The sequence below is a fragment of the Variovorax gracilis genome (assembly GCF_030317115.1).
Lineage (GTDB): Bacteria > Pseudomonadota > Gammaproteobacteria > Burkholderiales > Burkholderiaceae_C > Variovorax > Variovorax gracilis.
Window position 1 is genome coordinate 36,366 of sequence record NZ_JASZYF010000006.1, and the last position, 20,786, is coordinate 57,151.

A 20,786-nucleotide genomic window follows, 5' to 3' on the forward strand; every position below is an offset into this window, starting at 1 on the left:
TTGCCCGCTCCATGGTGTCTCGATGAAATGGTGAACGGACGAGGCTGGCAGGTCGGCGCGGCGGTGAGCTTGTCGCTGCTCATGCACGCGGTGCTTCTCATCGGGCTGACGGACCTGCTGATGCCTTCGGCCACGGTGGCCAGTGGCAGCGCGCCGATGCAGGCGCGCGTGATCCCGGTGGCCGCGGTCGCACCGGAGCCCAAGCCGGAAAGAACCCCGCCCGAGCATCGTCCGGAGCCGGCGCCGGAAGGCGTCGTCCAAAGGGCACCCATTGAAAGGCCCGCACGCGCGGCAAGCGTGCAACCTCAGGCCGCGCCTGCGCGAGCATCGACGCCGCTGGCCGACAGCGCATCGAAGAGCGCTTCCGCCGGGCCCGCGACGCCGGCCTACAGACTGGCCGCCGAGCTGGATCCTCCTCCGCATCCATTGGGAGATATCGACCCCGAATACCCGGCCGCAGCAGGGCTCCGGCAGGGCACCGTCGTGTTGCGCCTGCTCATTGGCGCAGACGGTGCAGTCGATGACGTGGTCGTCGTGAGCGCAAGTCCGGAGGGGCTGTTCGAGGCATCGGCCGTGGAAGCCTTCGGCAAGGCCAGGTTTTCGCCGGGCCGGTTTCTCGGCGTGCCTGTCCGCAGTCAGCTCACGATTGCAGTGGACTACACGCCGACCAATCGAGGTGGCGCGGTGTCGGGGCAGGGCGGCATGGCCCCCAAGCCATAGACAGGAATCTAGAACTTCTTGAAGCACCCGGGGGCGCCGAGTTCCTTGAGTTCGGAGCACTTCATGACTCGCGTGGTGTTCGAGTCATCTCCATAGAAGACGATGCCGTAGTTGTCGCGAGAATTGCAGGCGACGTTCCATACCGCGTTCTTGTCGAGCTTGCCCTGGAAGAATGTTCGCTGCACGGCTGGGCAGTTCGCGCCACTCTGGCGGATGAGCATGCCGGTGAAGTTGCGGCGGCCCGATTCGGACATGGCGCTGACCTGGTCACTCAGTGAGCCGGCACTTGCCGACATGGCCGAAACAGCCAACAGGATGCCGGCAAAGATGCGCTGCTTGTTCAAATTGCTTCTCCAATACGTGCAAGTACAAACCGAGTTGCGCGGCCGTGTCATTCGCATTTGCGTGCCGCGCATTGAAGGCGCAAGGCGCCGAGCTGTTGCTGAAGCTCATTCACCTTGGCAATGCAGCGGGCGGCTGCCATGTTCGCGGAGGCGTCATTGACGTTCTGCGGATAGACGGCGCTGGTGATGCTGCGACTCGCATCCGCATTCCTCGTGAAGATCACGCCATGGTCGCGTTCGCAGGACGCCTGGTATCTCGTGAACTCCGCGAGCTTGTCCCGAAGCGCGTAGGCGGCTTCGCGGCGCAGTCGCTCGCTTTCCATTGAATCCAGCTTGAGCTGGTCGGATGTGGGGGTTGACGGCGCGGCCACCGTGGGTGCCATCTCCGGCTCTTGCGCTTCGTACTGCGAGCGGATTTCTGTCTGCCTGGCGCCGGCCGTGCACGGCAACTCCTGGAAAGTCGTCTTCCCGTCGGCAATGCACTTGAACATCGCGAAGGCGGGCATTCCAGCCAGCGTCAGCATCCCGGCCAGCATCCAGGTTCGATATGGGGCCGTTGCACCGAGTCCAGACTTTCGAAAGGAGAAAGCGCTTCGCATAGGGATTGCCTCGTGATTGAAAGATGCGGTCCGAGGCATGACTGAAGAGTCGAGTTTAGCGTGCGATAGACTCCGCGCATTCACAGCAGCAGCGACAAAACAGCGACAAAAATGGCGAATTCCCTGCGTATCGTTGCAACCCTGGTGGCTCGAAGCGGATCGGAAGACAAAGTACGAGCGCTTCTGGCTCCTGCCGTGCATGCCTTCCGGCTCGACCCGGGTTGCGAGGGCTACATCCTCCTCGAAGACCGTGAGCGGCCCGGGCGTTTCATGACCTATGAGACGTGGGCCAACGAGGCCGCGCTGGTGCGCCACATGAAGTCACCGACCATGATGGCCCTCGCTCCCAGGCTCAAGGAACTCCTGGAGAGCGCCATCAGGCAGGATTTCTTCACCGTCGTCGTCTAGACGACATCGATCGGCCGTGCTTCCGCGCACGGCCCGGCCCCCTGCCGTCAATCCGCCAGCTCGCGCCACGAGTTCCGATGCGGCACCCCTGCCGACCCGCCGCCACCCGGTGGCCTCTCGGTCTTGATCGTCCCGTCGCTGCTCTGCCGGATGATGCGTGTCTCGCCGTTTTCCAGCTTCACCCAGCTCTGCCCGACGACCAGGGCATTCGCGCTCCATAGCCCCCCGGCCGCCACGTTTTCGAAGCCGTTGCCGTTGGCAGCATTGAGGAAGTAACGCCAGGACGAGCCGCCCGAACTGCAGGCGTCGCCGTTGGGGATGGCGGTATCGACGGAAAGCGTCCCGAACTGCAGCGCCATGTCTGCCGCGACGCGCTCGCCGGAATGCGGCAGGTCGACCCACCACCCGTCCTGCGTCCCCCAGTTCACCTGGTTGCTCGAGATGTTGGCGATGTCGCCCGTGAGCGTGAAGGTCTGGCGCACCATCTTGTTGTTCAGGCGGACATCGCCCACGCCGGTGCTGGCCAGCGAATCCTTGACCGCATAGATGCTCTGCTGCGTCGTGTCCTCGATGTCCGAGGTGCCGAGGTAGCGGCCGGTGCCCACGATGATGACCGGCTTGCCTGCCACCTCGGCCATTTCCGGCATGGTCGTCACGGGCTGGGGCGTCGTGGCGCTGATCTGGAACTTGGCCAGTTGCAGCGCGCCCTGGTTCGGCGCGACCAGGTTGTCGACATCGAATCGCCAGAGATTCCCCTGCAGATCGCCGCCGTAGAAGCGCTTGGACGTGTTGTCCGACGGGTCGTCGACCCACGAGTTGATCTTGGTGAGCCCGCTCGGATCCGTGGTGCTGCCGGCGGTGGTCGAGATGTCGAGCAGCTTGACGCCGGTGTTCGCGTTCAGCACGAACAAGTGGCCCTTTCCGTCCCCGTTGCTGATGTTGTTGTATCCCGATGCGAAGGCGACCACCCAGGTTCCGTCCGCGCGCTTGGTGATGATGGGGTTGCCGAAGCTCAGGCCCAGGTTGGTGTCGGTGAATTCCCAGAGGGGCAGGGGGTTCGCCGGGTCGGTGATGTCCAGCGCGTAGTAGCTCCGGCCGCCCTTGCCGAGGCCGCCCACGAGTATGGTCTTCCAGGTGGTGCCGACCTTGATGTCGCCGACGACGGGCGGGCCGTCCACGAAATAGCGATGCCGGGATTCGTAACTGGCATCCGCCAGCCGGTACAGGTTGGGCATTACCCAGCTCGGTACGTAGGCCCAGAGCTCGGTCCCGCCGTCGTTGCCGGTCCCGGTCGCGGCCGAGAAGGCATGCAGCATGCCGTCGTTTGCCGCGGCGTAGACCACCCGCTTGCGGCTCGCCTTGGCGGTGACGAAGGCCGCGTAGCCCGTGTCGGCATAGGTGAAGGGCGGCTTGCCGACGAAGACCGGCGCACCGTTGACGATGTCGCCGAGCACGCCTGTGCGGGGGCGGTACAGCGCGCGCGTGGTGCTGTTCGTGGTGCTGGCGGTCTCGAAGGTTCGCACGCCGCGCAGGTACTCGACGAGGTTGGGGCCCGAGTTGGCTGCCGTGAGTTCGGCCGTCGCGAGGCTGGCGCACTGCGAGGCCACCAGGGTCTGGGAACACAGGCTGCTGAAGTAGGCGCCGTAGCCGTCCGCATTCAGGTTGGTCCAGTTGAATGCGCGCATCGTCGTCGTGGCCGTCGGTTGCCGGTAGTAGATCTTGCGGGCGCTGGGCGTCGTGCTCGTGGTGAGCTTGGCCTGGGCGGACCACAGGGGTGTGGAGCCGACGCTCCCGTTGTCCCCGTTCAGCGTGAACGCCTGGATGTCGCCCGTCCAGGTCTTGGTCGTGTAGCTGGCCCGGTAGACCTGGTTGTTGTCGCCCGCCACCAGCTCCAGCGCGCTGGTCGATGCGGCGGCCCCGGAGCCGTTTTCTTCCATGATCGTGTTGACGACGCCGCTGATCGCATCGCCGAGCTGGCTGGCGTTCTGGGCGGAGTAGTACTGCCCGCGCCCGTTGACGGCGGCATGCCACAGGTCATCGACATTGCGTGCGTCACCCGAATTCCCCGAGATGGTGGTGGTCGGCACGGGCCAGGTGACGGTGCCGTTCTTGAGGTTGACATAGTCGCCCGCTGCCTGGGTCAGGTAGTTCCTGTCGTAAGTCAATGTGCCCCCGACGCCCAGGCCGATGGTGAAGGTCGTCATGTGCTGGTGCGGTGCCGTGTCCCGGCCGTTGGGCTTGAGGATGTTGCTGCAGACGTTCTGGGTCGTGCCCGATGTCGTCGACGTGCAGTTGCCCAGGCCATCGGTGCGCAGGTCGGTCTTGTAGTAGTACTCGGCCACGTCGGCCAGGGTGTCGGAGGAGCCGCCGGAGGTGACAGCGGTGGTGGTCGGGGCGCTGCCTTCGCTCTTGCCCGCGAGGTCCGCGGCCGTCTTGCCGTTGACGATGACCGTCGTGCCGACCACGCAGCTGTCCTCGCCGGTGCCGCTGTTGGACCAGACACCGCCAGAGAAGGTCTGCGGCTGTGCCGTGACGTTGTAGCGGTTGACGCCGCTGCGGCGGCACGAACCGAGTGTGCCGACGATGTAGAGCGTGCGCGTCGTGACTGCGGTCGTGGTGGTGCCGTCGAACATCGGGCGCTCTTCGGTGCCGTCCTGGTTGGCCACCAGGTTGCCGCCGAGATCGCGCGGGCCGTAGTTGGCGTTCTCGACACTGCCGCCGTTGTTCCAGTAGCCGTCGGTGGACAACAGGGCGTAGTTGCGCTGGCACGAATACTGGACCGGATCGACCTGCCCGGCATAGCCCTTCGCGAAATACCGCCCGGCCTTCGACAGTGCACCCCGCAGCGGCGTCCCGCCGCTGGCGGCGGCGCCATAGAGCTTGGTGTAGATCGCCGCCCTCTGGGCCGTGCCGAAGTCGTCCACCGGATGAAAGCCGTCGCTGGTCGTGACGTCGGTGCTGCTGTTGATGGTCGAGAAGCCCACTCGATATCCGTCGTCCAGCGTCTTGAATGCGCGGCCGACCGCGGTGCGCATCAACAGCGAGCGGGTCCGGTAGTAGGCATACCAGTTGGCGTAGTTCTGGGCGTCGGCCGAGGTGCTCTTGACGCTCACCTTCGTGAACACGGCGCTGCCCGGCGAACTGCCGACGGTGCTCAGGCACTCGTTGTAGAAGGTGTTCTGCACCGGCCCCGTGCTCGTATAGGACCAGCTCATCCGGGTCTGCGTGCCGGTGTAGGCGTAGTAGTAGCTGCCCGGAAAGCGGGTGGCGGTCCAGCTCGACGACGAGCCGCTGCCGGTCACCGACGAGACGGACATGACAAGCGTCTTGACCCCGTTGGTATTGAAGTTGGTGGCGCTCCAGGCCGTGACGGTGCCGGTCATCGACCTGCCGCTGCTGGCGCTCAGCGTGATCGTCTCGCCGACCGTGAAGGTGCTCGCGGAATAGCCGGCGCCGGTGAAGACGAAGGTCTTGGTTCCCGTACCGGTCGAGACGCTGCTCGTCGTGCTGATGGTGGTGATGGTCTCTGAGGAACCGTTGAGATTGGTGCTGCCCGATTGCGCGAAGCCGTTGGTCCATGCCGCCGCGAAGCTGGGCGTCGCCAACGGCTGGCCGGTTGAATCCAGCGGCAGCGCGTAGACGACGGTCGGGTCGTATGCCACCCCGTTGCACTGCGCGGATCGATAGCCGTAGGTGCCGGCGTCGCTCATCGCGTCGGGCATGTACTCCGAGGCCATGCTCCCCGAGTCGTCCAGGATGAACATCAGGTTCGGCTTCGCCTTGACATTGGGCCGGGTCGCCAGGGGCTCGTCGAGGATGAACGTCTCCGCGGCAAGGGCGAGGGAGGCGGCAGATGCGGCGGCGCCCATGCCGAGGATGATGGTCCATTGCGCAAGGAAATTCCGCATGGGCAAGCACGCTCGCCGTGGGGATGGCGTGGGATGCGGTTTCATGGACGAAGACCTTATTGGAAGCTGACGATGGACTCGGTGAAGCTGGTCGTGTTGCGCGCGCCGAGCACGCGAACGACGACGCGGTAGTAGGGGCTGGCGCCGCCGGCAATCGGCTGCCTGCCGTAGGAGATGCTGCCCTTGTTGGAGGAGCCGCCGCCACCGCTCAGCGGCTTGGAGCAGCTGTTGTTGAGGTCGTCGTTCGAATCGCCCGAGGAAGCGCAGAGCCGGAAGATCACATAGCTCATCTTGTTGCCGTTGATGTCGTCGACGCTCACGGTCTTCAGCGTGCAACTGGCAAAGGTGCCGGCGGTCGCGTAGTCGCATCGGGTGTCGTTGTCCCAGTCGATCAGCTTGCGCGTCCGGTCCGACGGAAACTGCTGTCCCGTCGCATCCACGCGGGTGGTCGTCTTGTCGGCATTCAGTTCCTTGGTGCTCGCGTAGTAGCCGTTGGTGGCGGCATCGTTGTCCAGCGAGGTAATGTTGGCTTTCAGCCATGCCACGGCCTGGCGCGTGGCCTGATCGCCAGTCGCGGTGGCGTCCTGCTTGAAGCCGATGTTGCCCATCACCAGCCCGCCGGTGTCGACCGAGCGCACCAGAGCGAGTGTCGCGAGTGACAGCGCGGCCAGCGCGAGGAGGGCGAACAGCAGCGACACGCCGCGCTGTTGTGGATTCGAATGTCGGGCGTTCATGATCAACTGCCTGCCCCGTTCCAGAGCATGTTGCGCAGCGGAACCACCGTGTCGTAGACCTTGTAGCGGTAATGCTTCCAGTCGGGCACGCTGCTGATGCCGAGCGTCAGGCACTTGCTGCCGTTGTGGCAGTTGACGGTGCCCGCGATGGTGGTGCCGGATCCCACGTCCCACAGCGGTTCCGTCTGCGTGACTTCGTCCTTCTCGTACTGGCTGCTGCGTGCCACCACGGCGACGCGGATCGCCAGCACCTGCTGCCATCCGGCGGCGGTGGTCGGCGTGACCGTGTCGTAGGTGTCCACCTGGCCGTCGGCGGTGGTGTCCTTGCCGTACATCGCCTGGAGATTGACGATCTGCGGGTAGAGCGCGGTGGAGGTCGTGGATGCGGCACCTGCGGTCCGCGACGTGACGACCAGGTTCTTCTGGGCGTCGACCTCGTAGGTATTGAGCGACATCGTGCCGAGATTGAGCAGGTAGCTCTGCGCCGGATAGCCCGCGTCGGGAAAGACGCTGCTGCGATTCCATTTGCTGGTGCCGCCCGAGACGTGCGGCACGTGCTGGAAATCGAGCGTCGTGCTGGTCGCCGGCGAAGCGCCATCGTTGGTGACGCTGAATACCGTGCACCAGTTGTCGACGCTCCAGGCGCCGCCGGCGGGCACGACGATCATCAAGTCACCCGCCGCCACGCCGAGTGACGACTTGACCGCGAAGAACTCATCGGTCTTCGCGTGGGAATGCGTGACGCTGACAGGCGCCGAGAACCCCGGCGTGCGGCTTTGCAGCACCGTGATCCGGTCCGGCGCACCACTGGCACCGTCCTCGATGACCACCGGCGCCAGCGTGGGCGAAAACGCGATCGACGGCGTCCCTGCCGGCGCGGCCGGGTCCCTGAACTCCCCCTTGATCGGACACCCCAGCGCAGCCGGCTCGTTGGCGGTCCCGTACCCCGCCGCCTGGATATCGCGCTGAAGGGTGTAGAGCGACAGCGCCCCATTGGTCTGGGCATCGCTCCCCATGGTGAGCGTGCGTTTCTTGCCTTCCGACGTGGACAGCACTTCGCTGATGACAAGCGTGGTCAGCAACCCCAGGAGCAGTCCGACCATCAATTCCACCAGGGTGAATCCGCGAGCCCCACGACGCCCGAAACCGCCACCTCGCGAACGCGGGAATCTCGCGGAACCGGCTCCGCCGGGCCGCCGGCATTTCCCCCGGCCGGCGGTCGAGAGGCCACACGACCTGGGCAAGCCCGGGGGCGCGTTCGGCAATTCGAGTCTGGGAGCAAGCATGATCAACCTGCGGTCTTTGCTGCAATGGTCGTTTGCGTCACGTACTGATGCGTGTCGCCGTTGGGCGTGGCCCACGTGACGGTGACCGAGACGTCGCCGGTCGCCTCATCGACTTCGATGGAGGCGCCGCCACCTGGAAGCATCTGGCCGACCTTGCTGCGCCACTCCGTGCAACTCGCGGCGCTGCAACTGGAATCGCCCGCGTAGCTCGTGAGGTTGTTGATGTCGACCCACATCCGGCCGATGACCTCGCTGGCGAGATAGGCCGCATCCGCGCGCATCTTCGACTCGGTCTGGGTGCGCGTCAACGAGCCCTGCATGCCGATCAAGCCGAGCACGCCGAACATGAAGATCAGCATCGCGACCAGCACTTCGATCAACGCAACGCCGCGGGCCGCACTCCGCCTCGCCCTCATGCGGGGCGAAATGTGCCGATGTTTGCAAAATCCGTGCATCTGCTTCTCCCGTGCTCAGCATTTGCGGGGATCGTTGGAGTCCGCAGGCACATGCGGATCGCACATGCGGATCGCGCCCGCGGTGGTGATGCGCACTTGCAGGTTGCGGTAGGCAGCGCCGTCGATGGGCCCGGTGATGTCGATGCGGGCGATGGGGTCCGCGTTGACCACGCGCCCGAAGCCGTTGAACGTGACCGTGGTGCCGCTCGTGGTTCCATCGGCCTGCAAGCCGCTGACTTTCACTTTGCCGCCGCCCTCGCCCACAGGACGCTTGAGCACGATCTTGGGCGCCACACTGGTCGACGGGGCGCTGGCGCACTTCGTGTCCGGCGATGTCGCGCTGACGACCCAGGAGCCGCTGTTGGCCGACAGAGCGCAGCTGTTGTCCATCACGCCGGGGTTCGCCAGAGAGACAAGGTAGAACGAAATGCTCTGATTGCGGCCCACGGCTTCGCTGCGCGCAGTCTGCAGTCCGATCTGCAGCGACTCCGCGGCGTTGCGGATGCGTGTGTTGTCCATCCATGCGCCGATGCTCGGCGCGGTCGCGAACAAGACCAAGGCCAGAACCGCCACGGTGACCACCAGTTCGATCAGCGAGAAGCCGCGCTGCTTCATGGCAGGTCCCGATCAACAGGTGGACGTCTTCGTGAGCCAGCAGGCGGCGGTCACGTCGTTGCCCTTGAACTTCGTGGTGGCGCGGTCACCGTTCTGGTTGATCGTGTACACGTGGCCGATGGCCTTGCCCGCGATGCCGGTCGCCGTCACCGTGTAGCCCTGCTGCGCGTTGGTCGTCGCGCAGTCGACGGAGAAGAATTGCGCGGTCCTGGGAAAGGTGTTCCAGCTGCTGGCGCTCGCATCGGTCGCGCACTTGGCGGCGGTGCCGTAGTTGCGGCTGTCCTGGTAGTACTGCTCCATCTTGGCCCGGTACTCCGACAGCAGCGTGAACGCCTCGGGGATCTGGCCGCGCCGCACATAGTCGTTGTAAGAGGGAAGCGCGATGGCCGCCAGGACGCCGATGACCGCGACGACGATCATCACTTCGATCAACGTGAACCCGCCGGCGGGGTGCCGGCTGCTTTCAAGGCGGATGCAAGCCTGTTTCTTCACGATGGGGCTCCGGAAGCGCGGCATGCGGGATTGCAATTCACTGACGATCTTTTCTGATTGTGTGAATGGCGGGTCTCCAAGCCCCAGACCGCTTGTCAGCAAGCGCACACCTTCCGTCCGATGGCCTACAGACGTACACATCGGTTGCACGAAGTCACATTTGGCGCGGGGCGCCGGCCGAGGGGGAGAGGTCCCTGTACCCGCGTTGCGCGGGTCAGCAATGCCTAGCGCGGCGTCGATTCCCCGGCGGTGTAGCTGCCCGACTTGCCGCCGTGCTTTTCGAGCACGTGGACGTCGGTGATGCGCATGCCGCGGTCGACCGCCTTGCACATGTCATAGATGGTAAGCAGCGCCACCTGCACCGCGGTCAGCGCTTCCATCTCCACGCCCGTCGGCCCCACTGTTTCGACCGTCGCCGTGCAGCACACCTTCGGCAAACCGCCCTCGGACATGGCAAACGCCACCGCCACCCGCGTCAGTGCCAGCGGATGGCACAAGGGAATGAGGTCGCTCGTCTTCTTTGCGGCCTGGATGCCGGCGATGCGCGCGATCCCCAGCACGTCGCCCTTTTTCGCGGTGCCCGATTCGATCAGCGCCAGGGTGGCCGCCTGCATTTCTATGCGCCCGGTCGCCACGGCCACGCGATGGGTCGCCGGCTTGGCGGCCACGTCGACCATGTGCGCCTGGCCCTGGGCGTCAAAATGTGTAAGGGAGCTCATCTGTGAACGTTCGGCGAAGTGCCGCATCATACGAGGCCGAACCATCGACGAGGAATGTTGCGGTTGACTCCAGTTCCCCACCCCCCCAGCGCCGAGGGACCTGCCCGGCGTCTCGTGCGCAGCGCGTGCGCCGCGGCGGTCATCGCGGCGCAACTGGCGTTGCCGGCCCCCGCCCTGGCCCAGTTGCCGGGCATGGGCGACGGCGGCGAGATGACTGCCAGCGCCGAGCGGCATCTGGGCGACCAGATCGCACGCGAGTTGTACCGCGATCCCGACTACATCGATGATCCGGTGCTCGCCGAGTACGTCGACGACATCTGGCAACGGCTGCTCGCCGCGGCGCGAACGCGCGGCGACCTGACGCCTGAACTCGACGAACGATTCGCCTGGACCGTGGTGCTCGGGCGCGACCGCACCATCAACGCGTTCGCGTTGCCGGGCGGCTACCTGGGTGTCAACCTGGGTCTGATTGCGGTGGTGGGCAGCCGGGACGAGCTCGCCACGGTGCTCGGGCATGAGCTGTCGCACGTGACCCAGCGCCACATCGCGCGGCAGATGTCCAAGCAGAGCAAGCAGATGCCGCTGATGCTCGCAGGGCTGATCCTGGGCGCGATCGCCGCCAGCAAGAGCCGCAGCGCGGACGCCGGGCAGGCCGTGATCATGGGCAGCCAAGCCGCCTTCATGCAGAACCAGCTGGGCTTCTCGCGCGACATGGAGCGCGAGGCCGACCGCGTCGGCTTCGGCGTGATGACGCAGGCCGGCTATGCGCCGCAGGGCGCGGCCTCGATGTTCGAGAAACTGCAGTACGCATCGCGTCTCAACGACAACGGCTCCTATCCGTACCTGCGCAGCCACCCGCTCAACAGCGAGCGGATCGCCGACATGCAGGGACGCTTCCAGTTCAAGCCCGGAACGGCACCCGCGCCGCTGCCCCTTGCGATGGATCACGCCATGATCGCCTCCCGGGCGAGGGTGCTGACGCGCCCCGGCGTCGACGTTCTGCGGCTGGCAATCGACTCCGCCTCGAGCGGCGAGTTCGCGAAGAGCTCGCCGGCGCAGCAGGCCGGCACGCTCTACGCGGCAGCGATGGCGGCCAGCGAGCTGCGCGACTTCAAGACGGCACGTGCGCTGGCGCAGCGGCTCGTCACGCGCACGGCGGGCGATGCGCCGGCCTCCCGTCTCGCGCGATTGCTGTCCGCCGAGATCGAACTCACGGCCAACGCGGCGCCCGCCGCGGCGGCACTGCTCGATCCCAAGGCCAAGGACCGGCCCGAGATGCTGCTGTCCGCGCAGGCCGCGGTCGCCATGCGGAACCCCGCGCCGATGATCCCGCCGCTGCGCGATTGGGTGGCCGTCCATCCACGCGATGCGTCAGCCTGGCGCACACTGGCCAATCTGTACGGGGCGCAGAACGACACGGTGCGCGCGGTGCGGGCGGATGCCGAGGCCAACGTGGCGATCCTGGACTATCCGGGTGCGCGCGATCGTCTCAGGGCGGCCCAGGATCTGATCCGCAAGGCGTCGCAGGGGCAGGCCGGCGGCATGCCTGTCGATCACTACGAGGCGTCGATCATCGATACGCGCGCACGCGCGGTGGAGGCGCTCTTCAAGGAGCAGGCGGCCGAGGCGCCGCTCAGGTAAGGAAAGAGGGCGAGAGAGAGCGGAAGCGCGCGGTCCCGTTGCGCGCCGCGGCGCCATGCGTCAGCGTTTGGAAAAAAGGCCGCCGAGCGCCGATTCGATGATCAGCCCGAGGAGCGAATAGATCAGCGATCCGATCAGCGCGGCAAGGAAGCCGTCGACGTGAAAGCCCGGCAGCAGCCCGGATGCGGCCCAGAACAGCAGGGCGTTGATCACGAACAGGAAGAGGCCCAGCGTGACGATGGTGACCGGCAGCGTCAACACCACCAGCACCGGCCGCACGAACATGTTGAGAAGGCCGATCACTGCGGCTGCCAGCAGTGCCGAGGGGTAGCTCGTGACCTGGACACCGCTGTAGAAGTAGGTGACTGCCAGCAGCGCGAGCGCGCTGAGCAGCCACTTGATCAAAAGTCGCATTCGGCGAGTGCGGGAACCTATTCCGACAACTCGTTGGCGAGCATGAGCAAAGCGCCCATTCCCACGACGGCGCCCGGCAGCGCCCAGCTCGACTGCCCGGGCGGGGCCACGTCGGGTGCCACGGGTTCGAGGTCGACCCCGATCTTGGGCCGACGGGCATCGACCACCTGCGCCGCGCCGTGCTCCAGCTTCAGCCGCTTGGTCAGGTCGGTCAGCGGTCCCTTCGCGAGAACCGGGATGACCTGCCCGCCTTCATGCGCCAGCAGCGGCAGCACCTGCTCCTGCACCTTGGCGAACCACTTGGCGCGCCAGTTTTCGCGCGCGCTGTGGCTCACCCATTTGCTGATGCGGTGCGTCATGCGCGGCGCGCAAGCCACCAGCACCCACTGCCGCGGTCCGCCACTGCCTGCGTCCGCTACGACCTTGGCGAGAAACTCGCGCGCATAGGCCGCATCGTCGACATACAGAATGATCTTTTCCATAGGTGCTCCTTCTTGCATTGGTTGGAGTGGCAGAGTCATGGGGTCGGAGATCAGGCAGTCACGGCCTCGGCAGGCTTGGGACGGCGTGCCGCGACCCACTTGCCGATGGCGAGCACCAGCAGCGCACCGAGGATGCCGGCAGCGTAGCGAACCACATCGGTTTGCGGCAGCTTCGGCACCCACGTCCACGCCGCTGCGTTGGCAACGGCCGGGTCCGACACGGCCATGGTGCCTGCGATCCAGCCCAGCAGCATGCCGCCGAGCGTGATGATGAGCGGGAAGCGGTCCATCAGCTTGATGACGAGCTGGCTGCCCCACACGATGATCGGGATGCTCACGAGCAGGCCGAAGATCACGAGCGGCATCTGGTGGCCTTCGCCGGCACCTTGCGCGGCGCCTGCGATGGCGATCACGTTGTCGACGCTCATCACGAGGTCGGCCACGATCACGGTCTTGACGGCGGCCCAGAGCTTGTCGCTCGCGGTGATGTTGCCGTGCGCGTCGTCATGCTCGGGCGCCAGCAGCTTGATGCCGATCCACACCAGCAGGATTGCCCCGGCGAGCTTCAGGAAGGGGATGGCCAGCAGCGTGAGCGCAAAGAAGATGAGGATCACTCGAAGCAGGATTGCGCCCGCGGTGCCCCAAAGGATGCCCTTGGTGCGTTGTGCCGGCGGCAGCTTGCGGCAGGCCAACGCGATCACGACGGCGTTGTCGCCACCCAGCAAGATGTCGATCATGATGATCTGACCGACAGCGACCCAGAACTCGGGGGTCATCAACAGTTCCATAAAGTCCTCCATTCGTTTCGAATCAGCCCCTGCGGGTTCGGATGAAGCGGCTGACTGAGGATCGGGGAACCTCGAGGAACTTGCAATCGCTTCGATCAAACCAGCATGGGTTCAAATCGAAGGTCTTGCTCGGCAGCGCGATGGCTGCCCGAAAGGCCGGAAGTGTTGTGCTTCGTATTGACGACCTGACGATGCCCGCTCTCGTGAAAGCGGACGGGAGCTACTCCCCTTCGTGAGCGCGATTAGAGCATCGAAAACCGTCGCGTGGCAACCCGATGTGGCGGGCTCTTTAAGAAAAACGCGCTGGAATCCCGCGTCTGTGCGGCGATTGTTGCTATGTATTTGAGAGCACACAATTCCTTCGCCGGCTGCGGGACTTTGCCGGACTATGATGCCCGCTCGCATTTTTTCGTCCTCCCATGGCCGCCATTCACATCACCGACATCGAGGCCGCCATCAACTTCTGGCGCGACAGGACACCTTCGCCCGACGGCATCACCCTCGCGCCCGAGTTGCGCGCCTTGGCCGAGGTCTACGCCCTGATGGTGTTTCATCACGAGGATGAAGTCGACGAGGTCGGCTTCCCATCCGAAGCGTGGGCCGCGTGGCTCACCTGGTACCACGGCACCCCCGACACGCCCTGCATCGCGATCTGCTCCACCAGCCAGGGCGACGACGAATGCAAGGGCTGTGGCCGAAGCTTCGACGAGGTGCAGCACTGGCCTGCGATGTCGCCGGCCGAAAAGCGATCGACTTGGCGCCGCATCACCATGCAGGACAGTGCGTGGCGCTTCAACAAGTACGCGGAGCGCGCACGCGAGGCCGAGCATGTGTGGCCCGACGACGATGCCGGCGAATCGGCATCGGACAAGTCGGACTGATTGGCTGGCTGACTGAGGGACCTTCGCCATGCGCCGCCTCGTGCAAGCTCCCAATCTGGCCATCGCGACGCTGTGGGTGCATGCGCTGCGCGAGGATGGCGTCGAGGCCTCCATCCAGCGCGAGTATCTCGGCGCCGCGGCCGGGCAACTGCCGCCCGACCAGTGCCTGCCCGAAATCTGGGTGGAGGACGACGAGCAGCACGCGCTCGCCGAGCGCCTGCTGCACGAACTGCGTCATCGCCCCCAGCGCCGCTGGCATTGCGTTTGCGGCGAACTGGTCGAAGGCGGATTCGAGCAGTGCTGGAAGTGCGGCGCGATGATGCCGACGGCCTGACAAGGCCTGCAACACCGCGGCTGGACGAAGTGCGCAAGCCTGGCGGCGAGCTACTTCATGCGTACGGGCTCGATGTCGATGTTGTGCGTGCCGTCGCCCAGCATCAGCGCGCCTTCCTGGATCGTGGCTTGCAGTTGCATCGATCTTTGCGCGAGCGCAGCCAGCGACTGCGACGCCGCCGTTGGCACGCGGAAGACGCTGAGGTTCTGCGGCCGGGTCAGCTTGTTCTCGATGCCGCGCCACCAGATCTCGGCGGCATGGTTGAAGCAGTAGACGATGACTTCGTCGGCCTTGCCGCATGCCTTGATGATGGGCTTGTCTTCGGGCTGGCCGACTTCGATCCACAGCTTGACCTCGCCGGTGAAGTCGCGCAGCCACACGTCCGGCTCGTCGGGGTTCGACAGGCCGGCGCCGAATGCCAGCGTGCCGTCGCCGTTGCACACATCCTGCAGCTTGTACGCGTTGAGCGCCAGCGCGGCCAGGCGGATCATCATCCGCTCGTCGGTCTCGCTGGGATGCCGCGCGAGCGTCAGCGCATGGTCGGCGTAATAGTTGTGATCGATGTCGGCGACGGCCAGGTTCGCTTTGAAGATCGTGGACTTGAGCGCCATCAGACCCGCCGGGCCAGTTCGGCAGCCTTGCCGATGTAGCTGGCGGGTGTCATGGCCAGCAGGCGCTCCTTTTCCTCGTCGGGAATGTCGAGCGAGCGGATCAACCCGTGCAGCGCCTCGGCCGTCACGGTCTTGCCGCGCGTGACTTCCTTCAACTGCTCGTAGGCGCCCTGCACGCCAAAGCGCCGCATCACCGTCTGGATGGGCTCTGCGAGCACTTCCCACGAAGCGTCGAGGTCCGTGGCCAGCGCCTCCTCGTTCAGCTCGAGCTTGCCCATGCCCGTCGCGAGGCTGGCGTAGGCGAGCGTTGCGTAGCCGAATGCCACGCCGATGTTGCGCAGCACGGTGCTGTCGGTCAGGTCGCGCTGCCAGCGGCTGATGGGGAGCTTCTCGCTGAGGTGGCGCAGCACGGCATTCGCCAGGCCCAGGTTGCCTTCGGCGTTCTCGAAGTCGATCGGATTGACCTTGTGCGGCATCGTCGACGAGCCGATCTCGCCCTTCTTCAGGCGCTGCTTGAAATAGCCCAGGCTCACGTAGCCCCAGATGTCGCGGGAGAAGTCGATCAGGATGGTGTTGATGCGCGCCACTGCGTCGAACAGCTCGGCCATGTAGTCGTGCGGCTCGATCTGGATGCTGTAGGGCTGGAAGGTGAGCCCCAGGCCCAGCGGCGCCGGCGTTTCGACGACCTTGCGGCTGAAGGCTTCCCAGTCGAAGTCGGGCCATGCGGCCATGTGCGCGTTGTAGTTGCCGACGGCGCCGTTCATCTTGCCCAGCAATTGCACCGATGCGATCTGCTCGCGTGCCTTGGCCAGGCGAACGGCGACGTTGGCGAGTTCCTTGCCCACGGTGGTGGGGCTCGCGGTCTGTCCATGGGTGCGCGAGAGCATCGACACGCCGGCGAACTTGCCGGCCATGTCGCGCAAGGTCGCGATCAGGCCGTCGATGGCGGGCAGCATCACCTTTTCGCGCGCGGCCTGGATCTGCAGCGCATGGCTGGTGTTGTTGATGTCCTCGCTGGTGCAGGCGAAATGCACGAACTCCGAGGCTGCGAGCAGCTCGGGACGGGCCTCGAACTTCGACTTGATCCAGTACTCGACGGCTTTCACATCGTGGTTGGTGGTCTTCTCGATCTGCTTGATCGCGACCGCGTCGGCCTCGGAGAAGTTGGATACCAGGCCCAGGAGGTACTTGCGTGCCCCCCCGGTGAGGGGCTTGAATTCGGCAAAGCCGCAGTCGGAGAGCGCGATGAACCACGCCACCTCGACCTGCACCCGCCGGTGCATGTAGCCCTGTTCGCTCATCAGCGGACGCAGCGCCGAGAGCTTGGCCGCGTAGCGGCCGTCGAGGGGAGAAAGTGCGGAGACGGTGGAGAAACTCATGGGCGAATTTTAGGTTGCGCCCCGCGGGAGGCAATTTCAGTCCTCCGGCGCGTCCCGGAAGTAGGCCATCCGCTCCGCCGTCGCCGGGTGCGAGGAGAAGGCGAGTCCGATGAGATCGTCGTCGCCCCGGTCACCGCCGTGCGCCGTGTCGCGCCAGCGCTCGATGGCTTCGAAGAACGAGACCATCGCGCGGGGCGGGATGCCCGCGGCACGCATCAGGCGCAGCGACTCGGCGTCCGCCTCGCGCTCCGCATCGCGGGAATAGCCGAGCGAGGCGAGCACCACTGGCGCGCTGCTGATCAGGGTGCCGTAGTCGCCGACGGCGACCGACGCCGCGAAGCCGATCGCAGACACCTGCACGAGCTGCCGCATCGCGTGGCGCTGGCGGACATGGCCGAACTCGTGCGCGAGCACGCCGAGCACGGCGTCATCGTTGCCGGGCATCAGCGAGACCAGCTCGTCGGTCAGCACGATGATGCCCCCCGGCAGCGCCAGCGCATTGGGCCCCAGTCGCCGGCCCTGCTCGCGGCTGCGCCGGAATTCGAGCGTCCACGTCGGCGCATCGACCGCATGGGCCGTGTGCACCATCTGCGCGAAGGATTGGCGGATGCGTTCCTGGTCCGCCGGCGAGAGGGCGCTGGGCTGAAGCAGCGACTGGTCGAGTGATTCGAGGACTTGCACGCCGATCAGCGCGTCGACGCGAGGCGGCACCATCGCGGTCACACCGCGCGCCACCGTCGGGAGGCCCCATTGGTACATCGCGGCGGCGGCCGCCACCAGCAGCACGAAGGCGACGGCGACGCCGCGCCAGCTCTGCTGGGCGCGAACCACCCAGCTGTCGCCCCGGCCGAACTGCGCCACCCAGGCATCCCATGCGGACGTGTCGAGCGCCTGCACGCTGGCGCCCTGGGGCAGTTGCGCGATGCGGCCTCCGTGGCGGGTCCGCTCGGGCCAGCGCACCTGGGCGATGGAGACCGTCAACGGCGGGAACGTCTCGCCCGGCAGGGGAGCGACCGTCAGGACGTCGTCCTGCACGCGCAGCCGCGCCGCATGCGGCTTGCTGCTGCAGCCGTCGAAATAGCGGACGTCGAGGGCGTTCAAATCCCTATGTCCAGGCCGAACAGGTCCGCGGCCATGTCGCCGGCGGCGCCGGGGTCCTCGCGTCCTGCCACCTGCGTGATCTCGTCGAGCGAGATGCGCGTGCGCAGCTCGACAGCGTCGACCTGTGCGCGCCGCGTGTTTACCACCGCGAAGGGCCAGTAGAGCCCGAGCGTCAGGATGATGAGCAGGTAGTTCTTGCATTGCAGGCGCAGATAGGCCGGCAGGAGCAGGCCGCTCTTGAATCGCAGCACCCTGTTGCCGGTCTTGGACCAGATCAGGTTCTGGAGCCGCACCTGGAGATAGGACTTGGGCAGGATATTCAGCAGCAGGATGCCCGCGAATCCCAGAGCCAAGGACAGCCCGACGAATCCCACGCCTCCACCGGCGCGTTTTCCGGCCAGGATGAACGCGCCGATCAGGATGCCCGCGGCCACCACGGCCAGCAGCGTGATGCCGATGAGCTTGATGAAGATTCCGTAGAGCACGCCCACGTCGGCTTCGAGGCGGGTCTGCAACTGGCCGATGGCGTAGTTGCCATGCTGATAGCGCCGCACGCGCCAGAGGAAGTAGGGCAGCCCCGCGAAGAAGGCCAGCATCGCCACGCCGATCAACCCGGATGCCGCGGGCGGCATGCCGCGCGGTGCCATCGCGCCGGCGATGGCGACGGGAAGCAATGCCAGGGCCAGCGGCGGCATCAGGCATGCATACGCGCCGGGCAAGTCGCCGGCAAAGCGGAAGCGCAAGCCGCGCCAGCTCGTGTTGGCCAGCCGGAAGCGCATGGCGGCGCGGAACAGCGCCGGCCACAGGGCCACGAAGGCCAGCGCCGCCAGCAGCGCGGCCCAGCCGGAGAAGTTGCTGCCGACCGAGTAGGTGACCAGGAACAGGGCGGCGATCAGGGTGCCGCGAAGCATCTTGCGCGGCTCGCCGTGGAAGTCCAGCGCGTCGCCGCCAACCCAGGTGTTGCTGTAGAAGTACTTGAGCTTGCGAACCTTGGCCCAGGGAAGATAGATGCCCAGCGTGACGAGGATCAGCAGCAGGTTCACGATCCAGATACGAAAGTATTCGCTGCCCGTCGCCGTGAATTCGATCGGATGGCGATGCGGGACGCTCGCGCCGGGTTCGCCGGATTCCAGATTCACTTTCGCTCCATCTTGTCGGTGATGGGCGTGGATTCTGCACTGCCGCGTTCCCCTAGAATCAAAGCGCTACAACGATGACCCTGATGGGGGGAAAGCTCGCATGAAACTGATCGGATCCGCTGCCAGTCCTTACGTGCGCAAGGTACGCGTGGTCATGGCCGAGAAGCGGCTCGACTACCAGTTCGTGATCGAAGACGTCTGGTCTGCCGACACCACGATCTCCAGCGCCAATCCGCTCGGCAAGGTGCCTTGCCTGATCATGGACGGCAGCGAGGCGATGTTCGATTCGCGCGTGATCGTCGAATATCTCGACACCCTGTCGCCCGTCGGCAAGCTGATTCCGCAGCAAAGCCGCGAACGCGCCGAAGTCAAGACGTGGGAAGCACTGGCCGACGGCGTGATGGACGCTGGCGTGCTCTGGCGTCTCGAAGCGACCTGGGCGAAACGCGGCGACGGCGAACGCAGCCAGGCCTGGATGGACCGCCAGCGCGGCAAGGTCCTCGCGGGCATCGCCGCCATGGCCAAGGGCCTGGGCGACAAGCCCTTTTGCAGCGGCATCCACCTGAGCCTGTCCGACATCGCGGTCGGCTGTGCAGTCGGCTGGATCAGCCACCGCTTCCCCGAGATCGACTGGCGTGCCGACCACACCAACCTGGCCCGCCTGTACGACAAGCTCATGCTGCGCCCCAGCTTCGCCGACACCGCGCCCTGAACACCCCGGCGCCAACAGAAAAGCCCCGCAGAGCGGGGCTTTTTTTCGTGAAACGCCCCGGGTCAGGGGGTGGCGAAGCGACGCGAAGTGCGCGCAGCCTGGAGCCGAGCAATAAAAACGTTGCGAGGCGCCCCAAGACGAAGGAGGGAGGGAGGGAGGAGGAGAAGAATCGCCTCGGGATTTCAACCCGACGGGAATGCCGGGAAGACCTCGCAACATGAAAACGGCCGGGCTTTCCATGCCCGAACCCATAAGAGCGAACCCTGAGCGGCCCGGTTCCCGCGGCAGTGGTAAGCGTTTGTGACGTCTTGAGCGGCTCAGCTCGGACCGAGCGCGGCTTCGACCGCGCGCACGAAGGAGCGATCGTCCGGCGCCGTCATGCTCGAATACGAATCGATGACCTTGCCGTCGCGGCCGATCAGGTACTTGTAGAAATTCCATTTCGGCGTCGTGCCCGACACGTGCGCCAACTCCTTGAACAGCGGATTCGCGTCGACGCCTCGCACCGAGGATTTCGCGAACATCGGGAATTTGACGCCGAAGGTACTTTCGCAGAATTCGGCGATTTCCTTGTTGGAGCCCGCCTCCTGCGCAAAGTCATTGGAAGGAAAACCCAGCACCACCAACCCGCGCGGGCGATATTTGCGGTCGAGCGCCTCCAGGCCCTTGTACTGCGGCGTGAATCCGCAAAAGCTCGCGGTATTCACCACCAGCACCACCTTGCCTGCGTACTGGCACAGTGGCTGGGGCTTTTCGTCCTGCAGCCTCGGGAAAGTGTGTTGCAGGATGGCCGGGCAGCCCGGCGGAGCCGTCTGCGCGCTGACCGCGGAGGGAAGCAAGCAGGCGATCGAAATCGCAACGGCCGGGAGAAATGGCACTGTTGGCCGGATGGGGATTCGCATGGCGGTCTTTCCCTCTGAAAAAGGCGCAGGAAGTCGCGCGGTCAAGGCAAGCGTATACGCATCGGCGCACCCTTGTCACAGGCGCGCCAAACCAGCCGACTAAAATCCGTCGGCTCAAGAAA

At 65.6% G+C, this 20,786-nt stretch carries 23 protein-coding genes; 6 read left to right on the forward strand and 17 right to left on the reverse strand.

Features of this window, described 5'->3' with window-relative positions; all coding sequences use genetic code 11:
* The first annotated feature begins 27 nt into the window (after positions 1–27).
* The gene (locus QTH97_RS13865) at positions 28–720 is read left to right on the forward strand and encodes a TonB family protein (protein WP_286568780.1); all 693 of its coding nucleotides are present in this window, start codon (positions 28–30) and stop codon (positions 718–720) included.
* An 8-nt stretch (positions 721–728) separates the two neighbouring features.
* Here QTH97_RS13865 and QTH97_RS13870 read toward each other — a convergent pair whose 3' ends face one another.
* Both QTH97_RS13870 and QTH97_RS13875 read right to left on the reverse strand, forming a co-directional pair.
* Complete coding sequence (locus QTH97_RS13870) at positions 729–1,064, reverse strand: hypothetical protein (protein ID WP_286568781.1); 336 nt, start codon at positions 1,062–1,064, stop codon at positions 729–731.
* Positions 1,065–1,111: 47 nt separating this feature from the next.
* Positions 1,112–1,588 (reverse strand): DUF4124 domain-containing protein, encoded by a 477-nt coding sequence (locus tag QTH97_RS13875; RefSeq protein ID WP_286568782.1) that lies wholly within the window; start codon positions 1,586–1,588, stop codon positions 1,112–1,114.
* Positions 1,589–1,774: 186 nt separating this feature from the next.
* On the opposite strand from QTH97_RS13875, the gene QTH97_RS13880 reads away from it, so the two are divergent.
* Positions 1,775–2,071: a putative quinol monooxygenase gene (locus QTH97_RS13880; RefSeq protein WP_286568783.1), complete on the forward strand. Its 297-nt coding sequence runs from the start codon at positions 1,775–1,777 to the stop codon at positions 2,069–2,071.
* A gap of 47 nt (positions 2,072–2,118) precedes the next feature.
* Here the strand turns inward: QTH97_RS13880 and QTH97_RS13885 are convergent, their stop codons facing one another.
* The 7 genes from QTH97_RS13885 to moaC all read right to left on the reverse strand — a co-directional run bounded on the left by QTH97_RS13885 (position 2,119) and on the right by moaC (position 10,280).
* Positions 2,119–5,979 (reverse strand): pilus assembly protein, encoded by a 3,861-nt coding sequence (locus QTH97_RS13885; protein WP_286568784.1) that lies wholly within the window; start codon positions 5,977–5,979, stop codon positions 2,119–2,121.
* A 56-nt stretch (positions 5,980–6,035) separates the two neighbouring features.
* The gene (locus QTH97_RS13890) at positions 6,036–6,713 is read right to left on the reverse strand and encodes a pilus assembly protein PilX (RefSeq protein ID WP_286568785.1); all 678 of its coding nucleotides are present in this window, start codon (positions 6,711–6,713) and stop codon (positions 6,036–6,038) included.
* Between the two features lie 2 nt (positions 6,714–6,715).
* Entirely contained in the window at positions 6,716–7,999 is a 1,284-nt protein-coding gene (locus QTH97_RS13895) for a PilW family protein (RefSeq protein ID WP_353655631.1), read from the reverse strand.
* Between the two features lie 2 nt (positions 8,000–8,001).
* Complete coding sequence (locus QTH97_RS13900; RefSeq protein WP_286569100.1) at positions 8,002–8,370, reverse strand: type IV pilus modification PilV family protein; 369 nt, start codon at positions 8,368–8,370, stop codon at positions 8,002–8,004.
* 99 nt (positions 8,371–8,469) lie between these two features.
* A complete protein-coding gene (locus QTH97_RS13905) occupies positions 8,470–9,069 on the reverse strand; it encodes a GspH/FimT family pseudopilin (protein ID WP_286568786.1) in 600 nt (199 codons plus the stop codon).
* 12 nt (positions 9,070–9,081) lie between these two features.
* Positions 9,082–9,561, reverse strand: a complete 480-nt coding sequence (locus tag QTH97_RS13910) for a type IV pilin protein (protein WP_286568788.1) — start codon at positions 9,559–9,561, stop codon at positions 9,082–9,084.
* A 224-nt stretch (positions 9,562–9,785) separates the two neighbouring features.
* Complete coding sequence (gene moaC, locus QTH97_RS13915; RefSeq protein ID WP_286568790.1) at positions 9,786–10,280, reverse strand: cyclic pyranopterin monophosphate synthase MoaC; 495 nt, start codon at positions 10,278–10,280, stop codon at positions 9,786–9,788.
* 54 nt (positions 10,281–10,334) lie between these two features.
* Here moaC and QTH97_RS13920 point away from each other — a divergent pair, with 54 nt between their 5' ends.
* Positions 10,335–11,921 (forward strand): M48 family metalloprotease, encoded by a 1,587-nt coding sequence (locus QTH97_RS13920; RefSeq protein WP_286568791.1) that lies wholly within the window; start codon positions 10,335–10,337, stop codon positions 11,919–11,921.
* 60 nt (positions 11,922–11,981) lie between these two features.
* On the opposite strand, the gene QTH97_RS13925 is transcribed toward QTH97_RS13920, so the two are convergent.
* The 3 genes from QTH97_RS13925 to QTH97_RS13935 are packed head-to-tail and all read right to left on the reverse strand — an operon-like array spanning position 11,982 to position 13,605.
* The gene (locus QTH97_RS13925; protein ID WP_286568792.1) at positions 11,982–12,335 is read right to left on the reverse strand and encodes a phage holin family protein; all 354 of its coding nucleotides are present in this window, start codon (positions 12,333–12,335) and stop codon (positions 11,982–11,984) included.
* A 17-nt stretch (positions 12,336–12,352) separates the two neighbouring features.
* Complete coding sequence (locus QTH97_RS13930; protein WP_286568793.1) at positions 12,353–12,817, reverse strand: hypothetical protein; 465 nt, start codon at positions 12,815–12,817, stop codon at positions 12,353–12,355.
* Positions 12,818–12,867: 50 nt separating this feature from the next.
* On the reverse strand, positions 12,868–13,605 hold the full coding sequence (locus QTH97_RS13935) for a TerC family protein (RefSeq protein ID WP_286568794.1): 738 nt from the start codon (positions 13,603–13,605) through the stop codon (positions 12,868–12,870).
* A gap of 419 nt (positions 13,606–14,024) precedes the next feature.
* Here QTH97_RS13935 and QTH97_RS13940 point away from each other — a divergent pair, with 419 nt between their 5' ends.
* Positions 14,025–14,486 carry a DUF3717 domain-containing protein gene (locus QTH97_RS13940; protein ID WP_286568795.1) on the forward strand — a complete coding sequence of 154 codons (462 nt, stop codon included), beginning with the start codon at positions 14,025–14,027 and terminating at the stop codon, positions 14,484–14,486.
* A 28-nt stretch (positions 14,487–14,514) separates the two neighbouring features.
* Positions 14,515–14,820: a putative signal transducing protein gene (locus QTH97_RS13945; RefSeq protein WP_286568797.1), complete on the forward strand. Its 306-nt coding sequence runs from the start codon at positions 14,515–14,517 to the stop codon at positions 14,818–14,820.
* 50 nt (positions 14,821–14,870) lie between these two features.
* Here the strand turns inward: QTH97_RS13945 and QTH97_RS13950 are convergent, their stop codons facing one another.
* The 4 genes from QTH97_RS13950 to QTH97_RS13965 are packed head-to-tail and all read right to left on the reverse strand — an operon-like array spanning position 14,871 to position 19,050.
* Positions 14,871–15,431 carry a YaeQ family protein gene (locus QTH97_RS13950; RefSeq protein ID WP_286568799.1) on the reverse strand — a complete coding sequence of 187 codons (561 nt, stop codon included), beginning with the start codon at positions 15,429–15,431 and terminating at the stop codon, positions 14,871–14,873.
* Positions 15,431–16,810, reverse strand: a complete 1,380-nt coding sequence (gene purB, locus QTH97_RS13955; RefSeq protein WP_286568800.1) for an adenylosuccinate lyase — start codon at positions 16,808–16,810, stop codon at positions 15,431–15,433. The genes QTH97_RS13950 and purB overlap by 1 nt, the downstream gene beginning before the upstream one ends.
* Positions 16,811–16,846: 36 nt before the next feature.
* Positions 16,847–17,911 (reverse strand): M48 family metallopeptidase, encoded by a 1,065-nt coding sequence (locus QTH97_RS13960; RefSeq protein WP_286568802.1) that lies wholly within the window; start codon positions 17,909–17,911, stop codon positions 16,847–16,849.
* Positions 17,908–19,050 (reverse strand): YjgN family protein, encoded by a 1,143-nt coding sequence (locus QTH97_RS13965; protein WP_286568804.1) that lies wholly within the window; start codon positions 19,048–19,050, stop codon positions 17,908–17,910. The genes QTH97_RS13960 and QTH97_RS13965 overlap by 4 nt, the downstream gene beginning before the upstream one ends.
* A gap of 100 nt (positions 19,051–19,150) precedes the next feature.
* On the opposite strand from QTH97_RS13965, the gene QTH97_RS13970 reads away from it, so the two are divergent.
* Positions 19,151–19,762, forward strand: coding sequence for a glutathione S-transferase N-terminal domain-containing protein (locus tag QTH97_RS13970; protein ID WP_286568805.1), 612 nt, complete (start codon positions 19,151–19,153; stop codon positions 19,760–19,762).
* Between the two features lie 317 nt (positions 19,763–20,079).
* Here QTH97_RS13970 and QTH97_RS13975 read toward each other — a convergent pair whose 3' ends face one another.
* Positions 20,080–20,664: a glutathione peroxidase gene (locus QTH97_RS13975; protein ID WP_286568806.1), complete on the reverse strand. Its 585-nt coding sequence runs from the start codon at positions 20,662–20,664 to the stop codon at positions 20,080–20,082.
* Between the last annotated feature and the right edge of the window lie 122 nt (positions 20,665–20,786).

What these genes read in the sequence shown, in the direction of transcription:
- QTH97_RS13880 (WP_286568783.1), top strand. Translation starts at nt 1,775, where the DNA reads ATGGCGAATTCCCTGCGTATCGTTGCAACCCTGGTGGCTCGAAGCGGA.
- QTH97_RS13920 (WP_286568791.1), top strand. Translation starts at nt 10,335, where the DNA reads ATGTTGCGGTTGACTCCAGTTCCCCACCCCCCCAGCGCCGAGGGACCT.
- QTH97_RS13895 (WP_353655631.1), bottom strand. Translation starts at nt 7,999, where the DNA reads ATGCTTGCTCCCAGACTCGAATTGCCGAACGCGCCCCCGGGCTTGCCC.
- QTH97_RS13865 (WP_286568780.1), top strand. Translation starts at nt 28, where the DNA reads ATGGTGAACGGACGAGGCTGGCAGGTCGGCGCGGCGGTGAGCTTGTCG.
- QTH97_RS13890 (WP_286568785.1), bottom strand. Translation starts at nt 6,713, where the DNA reads ATGAACGCCCGACATTCGAATCCACAACAGCGCGGCGTGTCGCTGCTG.
- QTH97_RS13945 (WP_286568797.1), top strand. Translation starts at nt 14,515, where the DNA reads ATGCGCCGCCTCGTGCAAGCTCCCAATCTGGCCATCGCGACGCTGTGG.
- QTH97_RS13875 (WP_286568782.1), bottom strand. Translation starts at nt 1,588, where the DNA reads ATGCTGACGCTGGCTGGAATGCCCGCCTTCGCGATGTTCAAGTGCATT.
- QTH97_RS13935 (WP_286568794.1), bottom strand. Translation starts at nt 13,605, where the DNA reads ATGGAACTGTTGATGACCCCCGAGTTCTGGGTCGCTGTCGGTCAGATC.
- QTH97_RS13970 (WP_286568805.1), top strand. Translation starts at nt 19,151, where the DNA reads ATGAAACTGATCGGATCCGCTGCCAGTCCTTACGTGCGCAAGGTACGC.
- moaC (WP_286568790.1), bottom strand. Translation starts at nt 10,280, where the DNA reads ATGAGCTCCCTTACACATTTTGACGCCCAGGGCCAGGCGCACATGGTC.
- QTH97_RS13905 (WP_286568786.1), bottom strand. Translation starts at nt 9,069, where the DNA reads ATGAAGCAGCGCGGCTTCTCGCTGATCGAACTGGTGGTCACCGTGGCG.
- QTH97_RS13950 (WP_286568799.1), bottom strand. Translation starts at nt 15,431, where the DNA reads ATGGCGCTCAAGTCCACGATCTTCAAAGCGAACCTGGCCGTCGCCGAC.
- QTH97_RS13925 (WP_286568792.1), bottom strand. Translation starts at nt 12,335, where the DNA reads ATGCGACTTTTGATCAAGTGGCTGCTCAGCGCGCTCGCGCTGCTGGCA.
- purB (WP_286568800.1), bottom strand. Translation starts at nt 16,810, where the DNA reads ATGAGTTTCTCCACCGTCTCCGCACTTTCTCCCCTCGACGGCCGCTAC.
- QTH97_RS13975 (WP_286568806.1), bottom strand. Translation starts at nt 20,664, where the DNA reads ATGCGAATCCCCATCCGGCCAACAGTGCCATTTCTCCCGGCCGTTGCG.
- QTH97_RS13940 (WP_286568795.1), top strand. Translation starts at nt 14,025, where the DNA reads ATGGCCGCCATTCACATCACCGACATCGAGGCCGCCATCAACTTCTGG.
- QTH97_RS13885 (WP_286568784.1), bottom strand. Translation starts at nt 5,979, where the DNA reads ATGCGGAATTTCCTTGCGCAATGGACCATCATCCTCGGCATGGGCGCC.
- QTH97_RS13930 (WP_286568793.1), bottom strand. Translation starts at nt 12,817, where the DNA reads ATGGAAAAGATCATTCTGTATGTCGACGATGCGGCCTATGCGCGCGAG.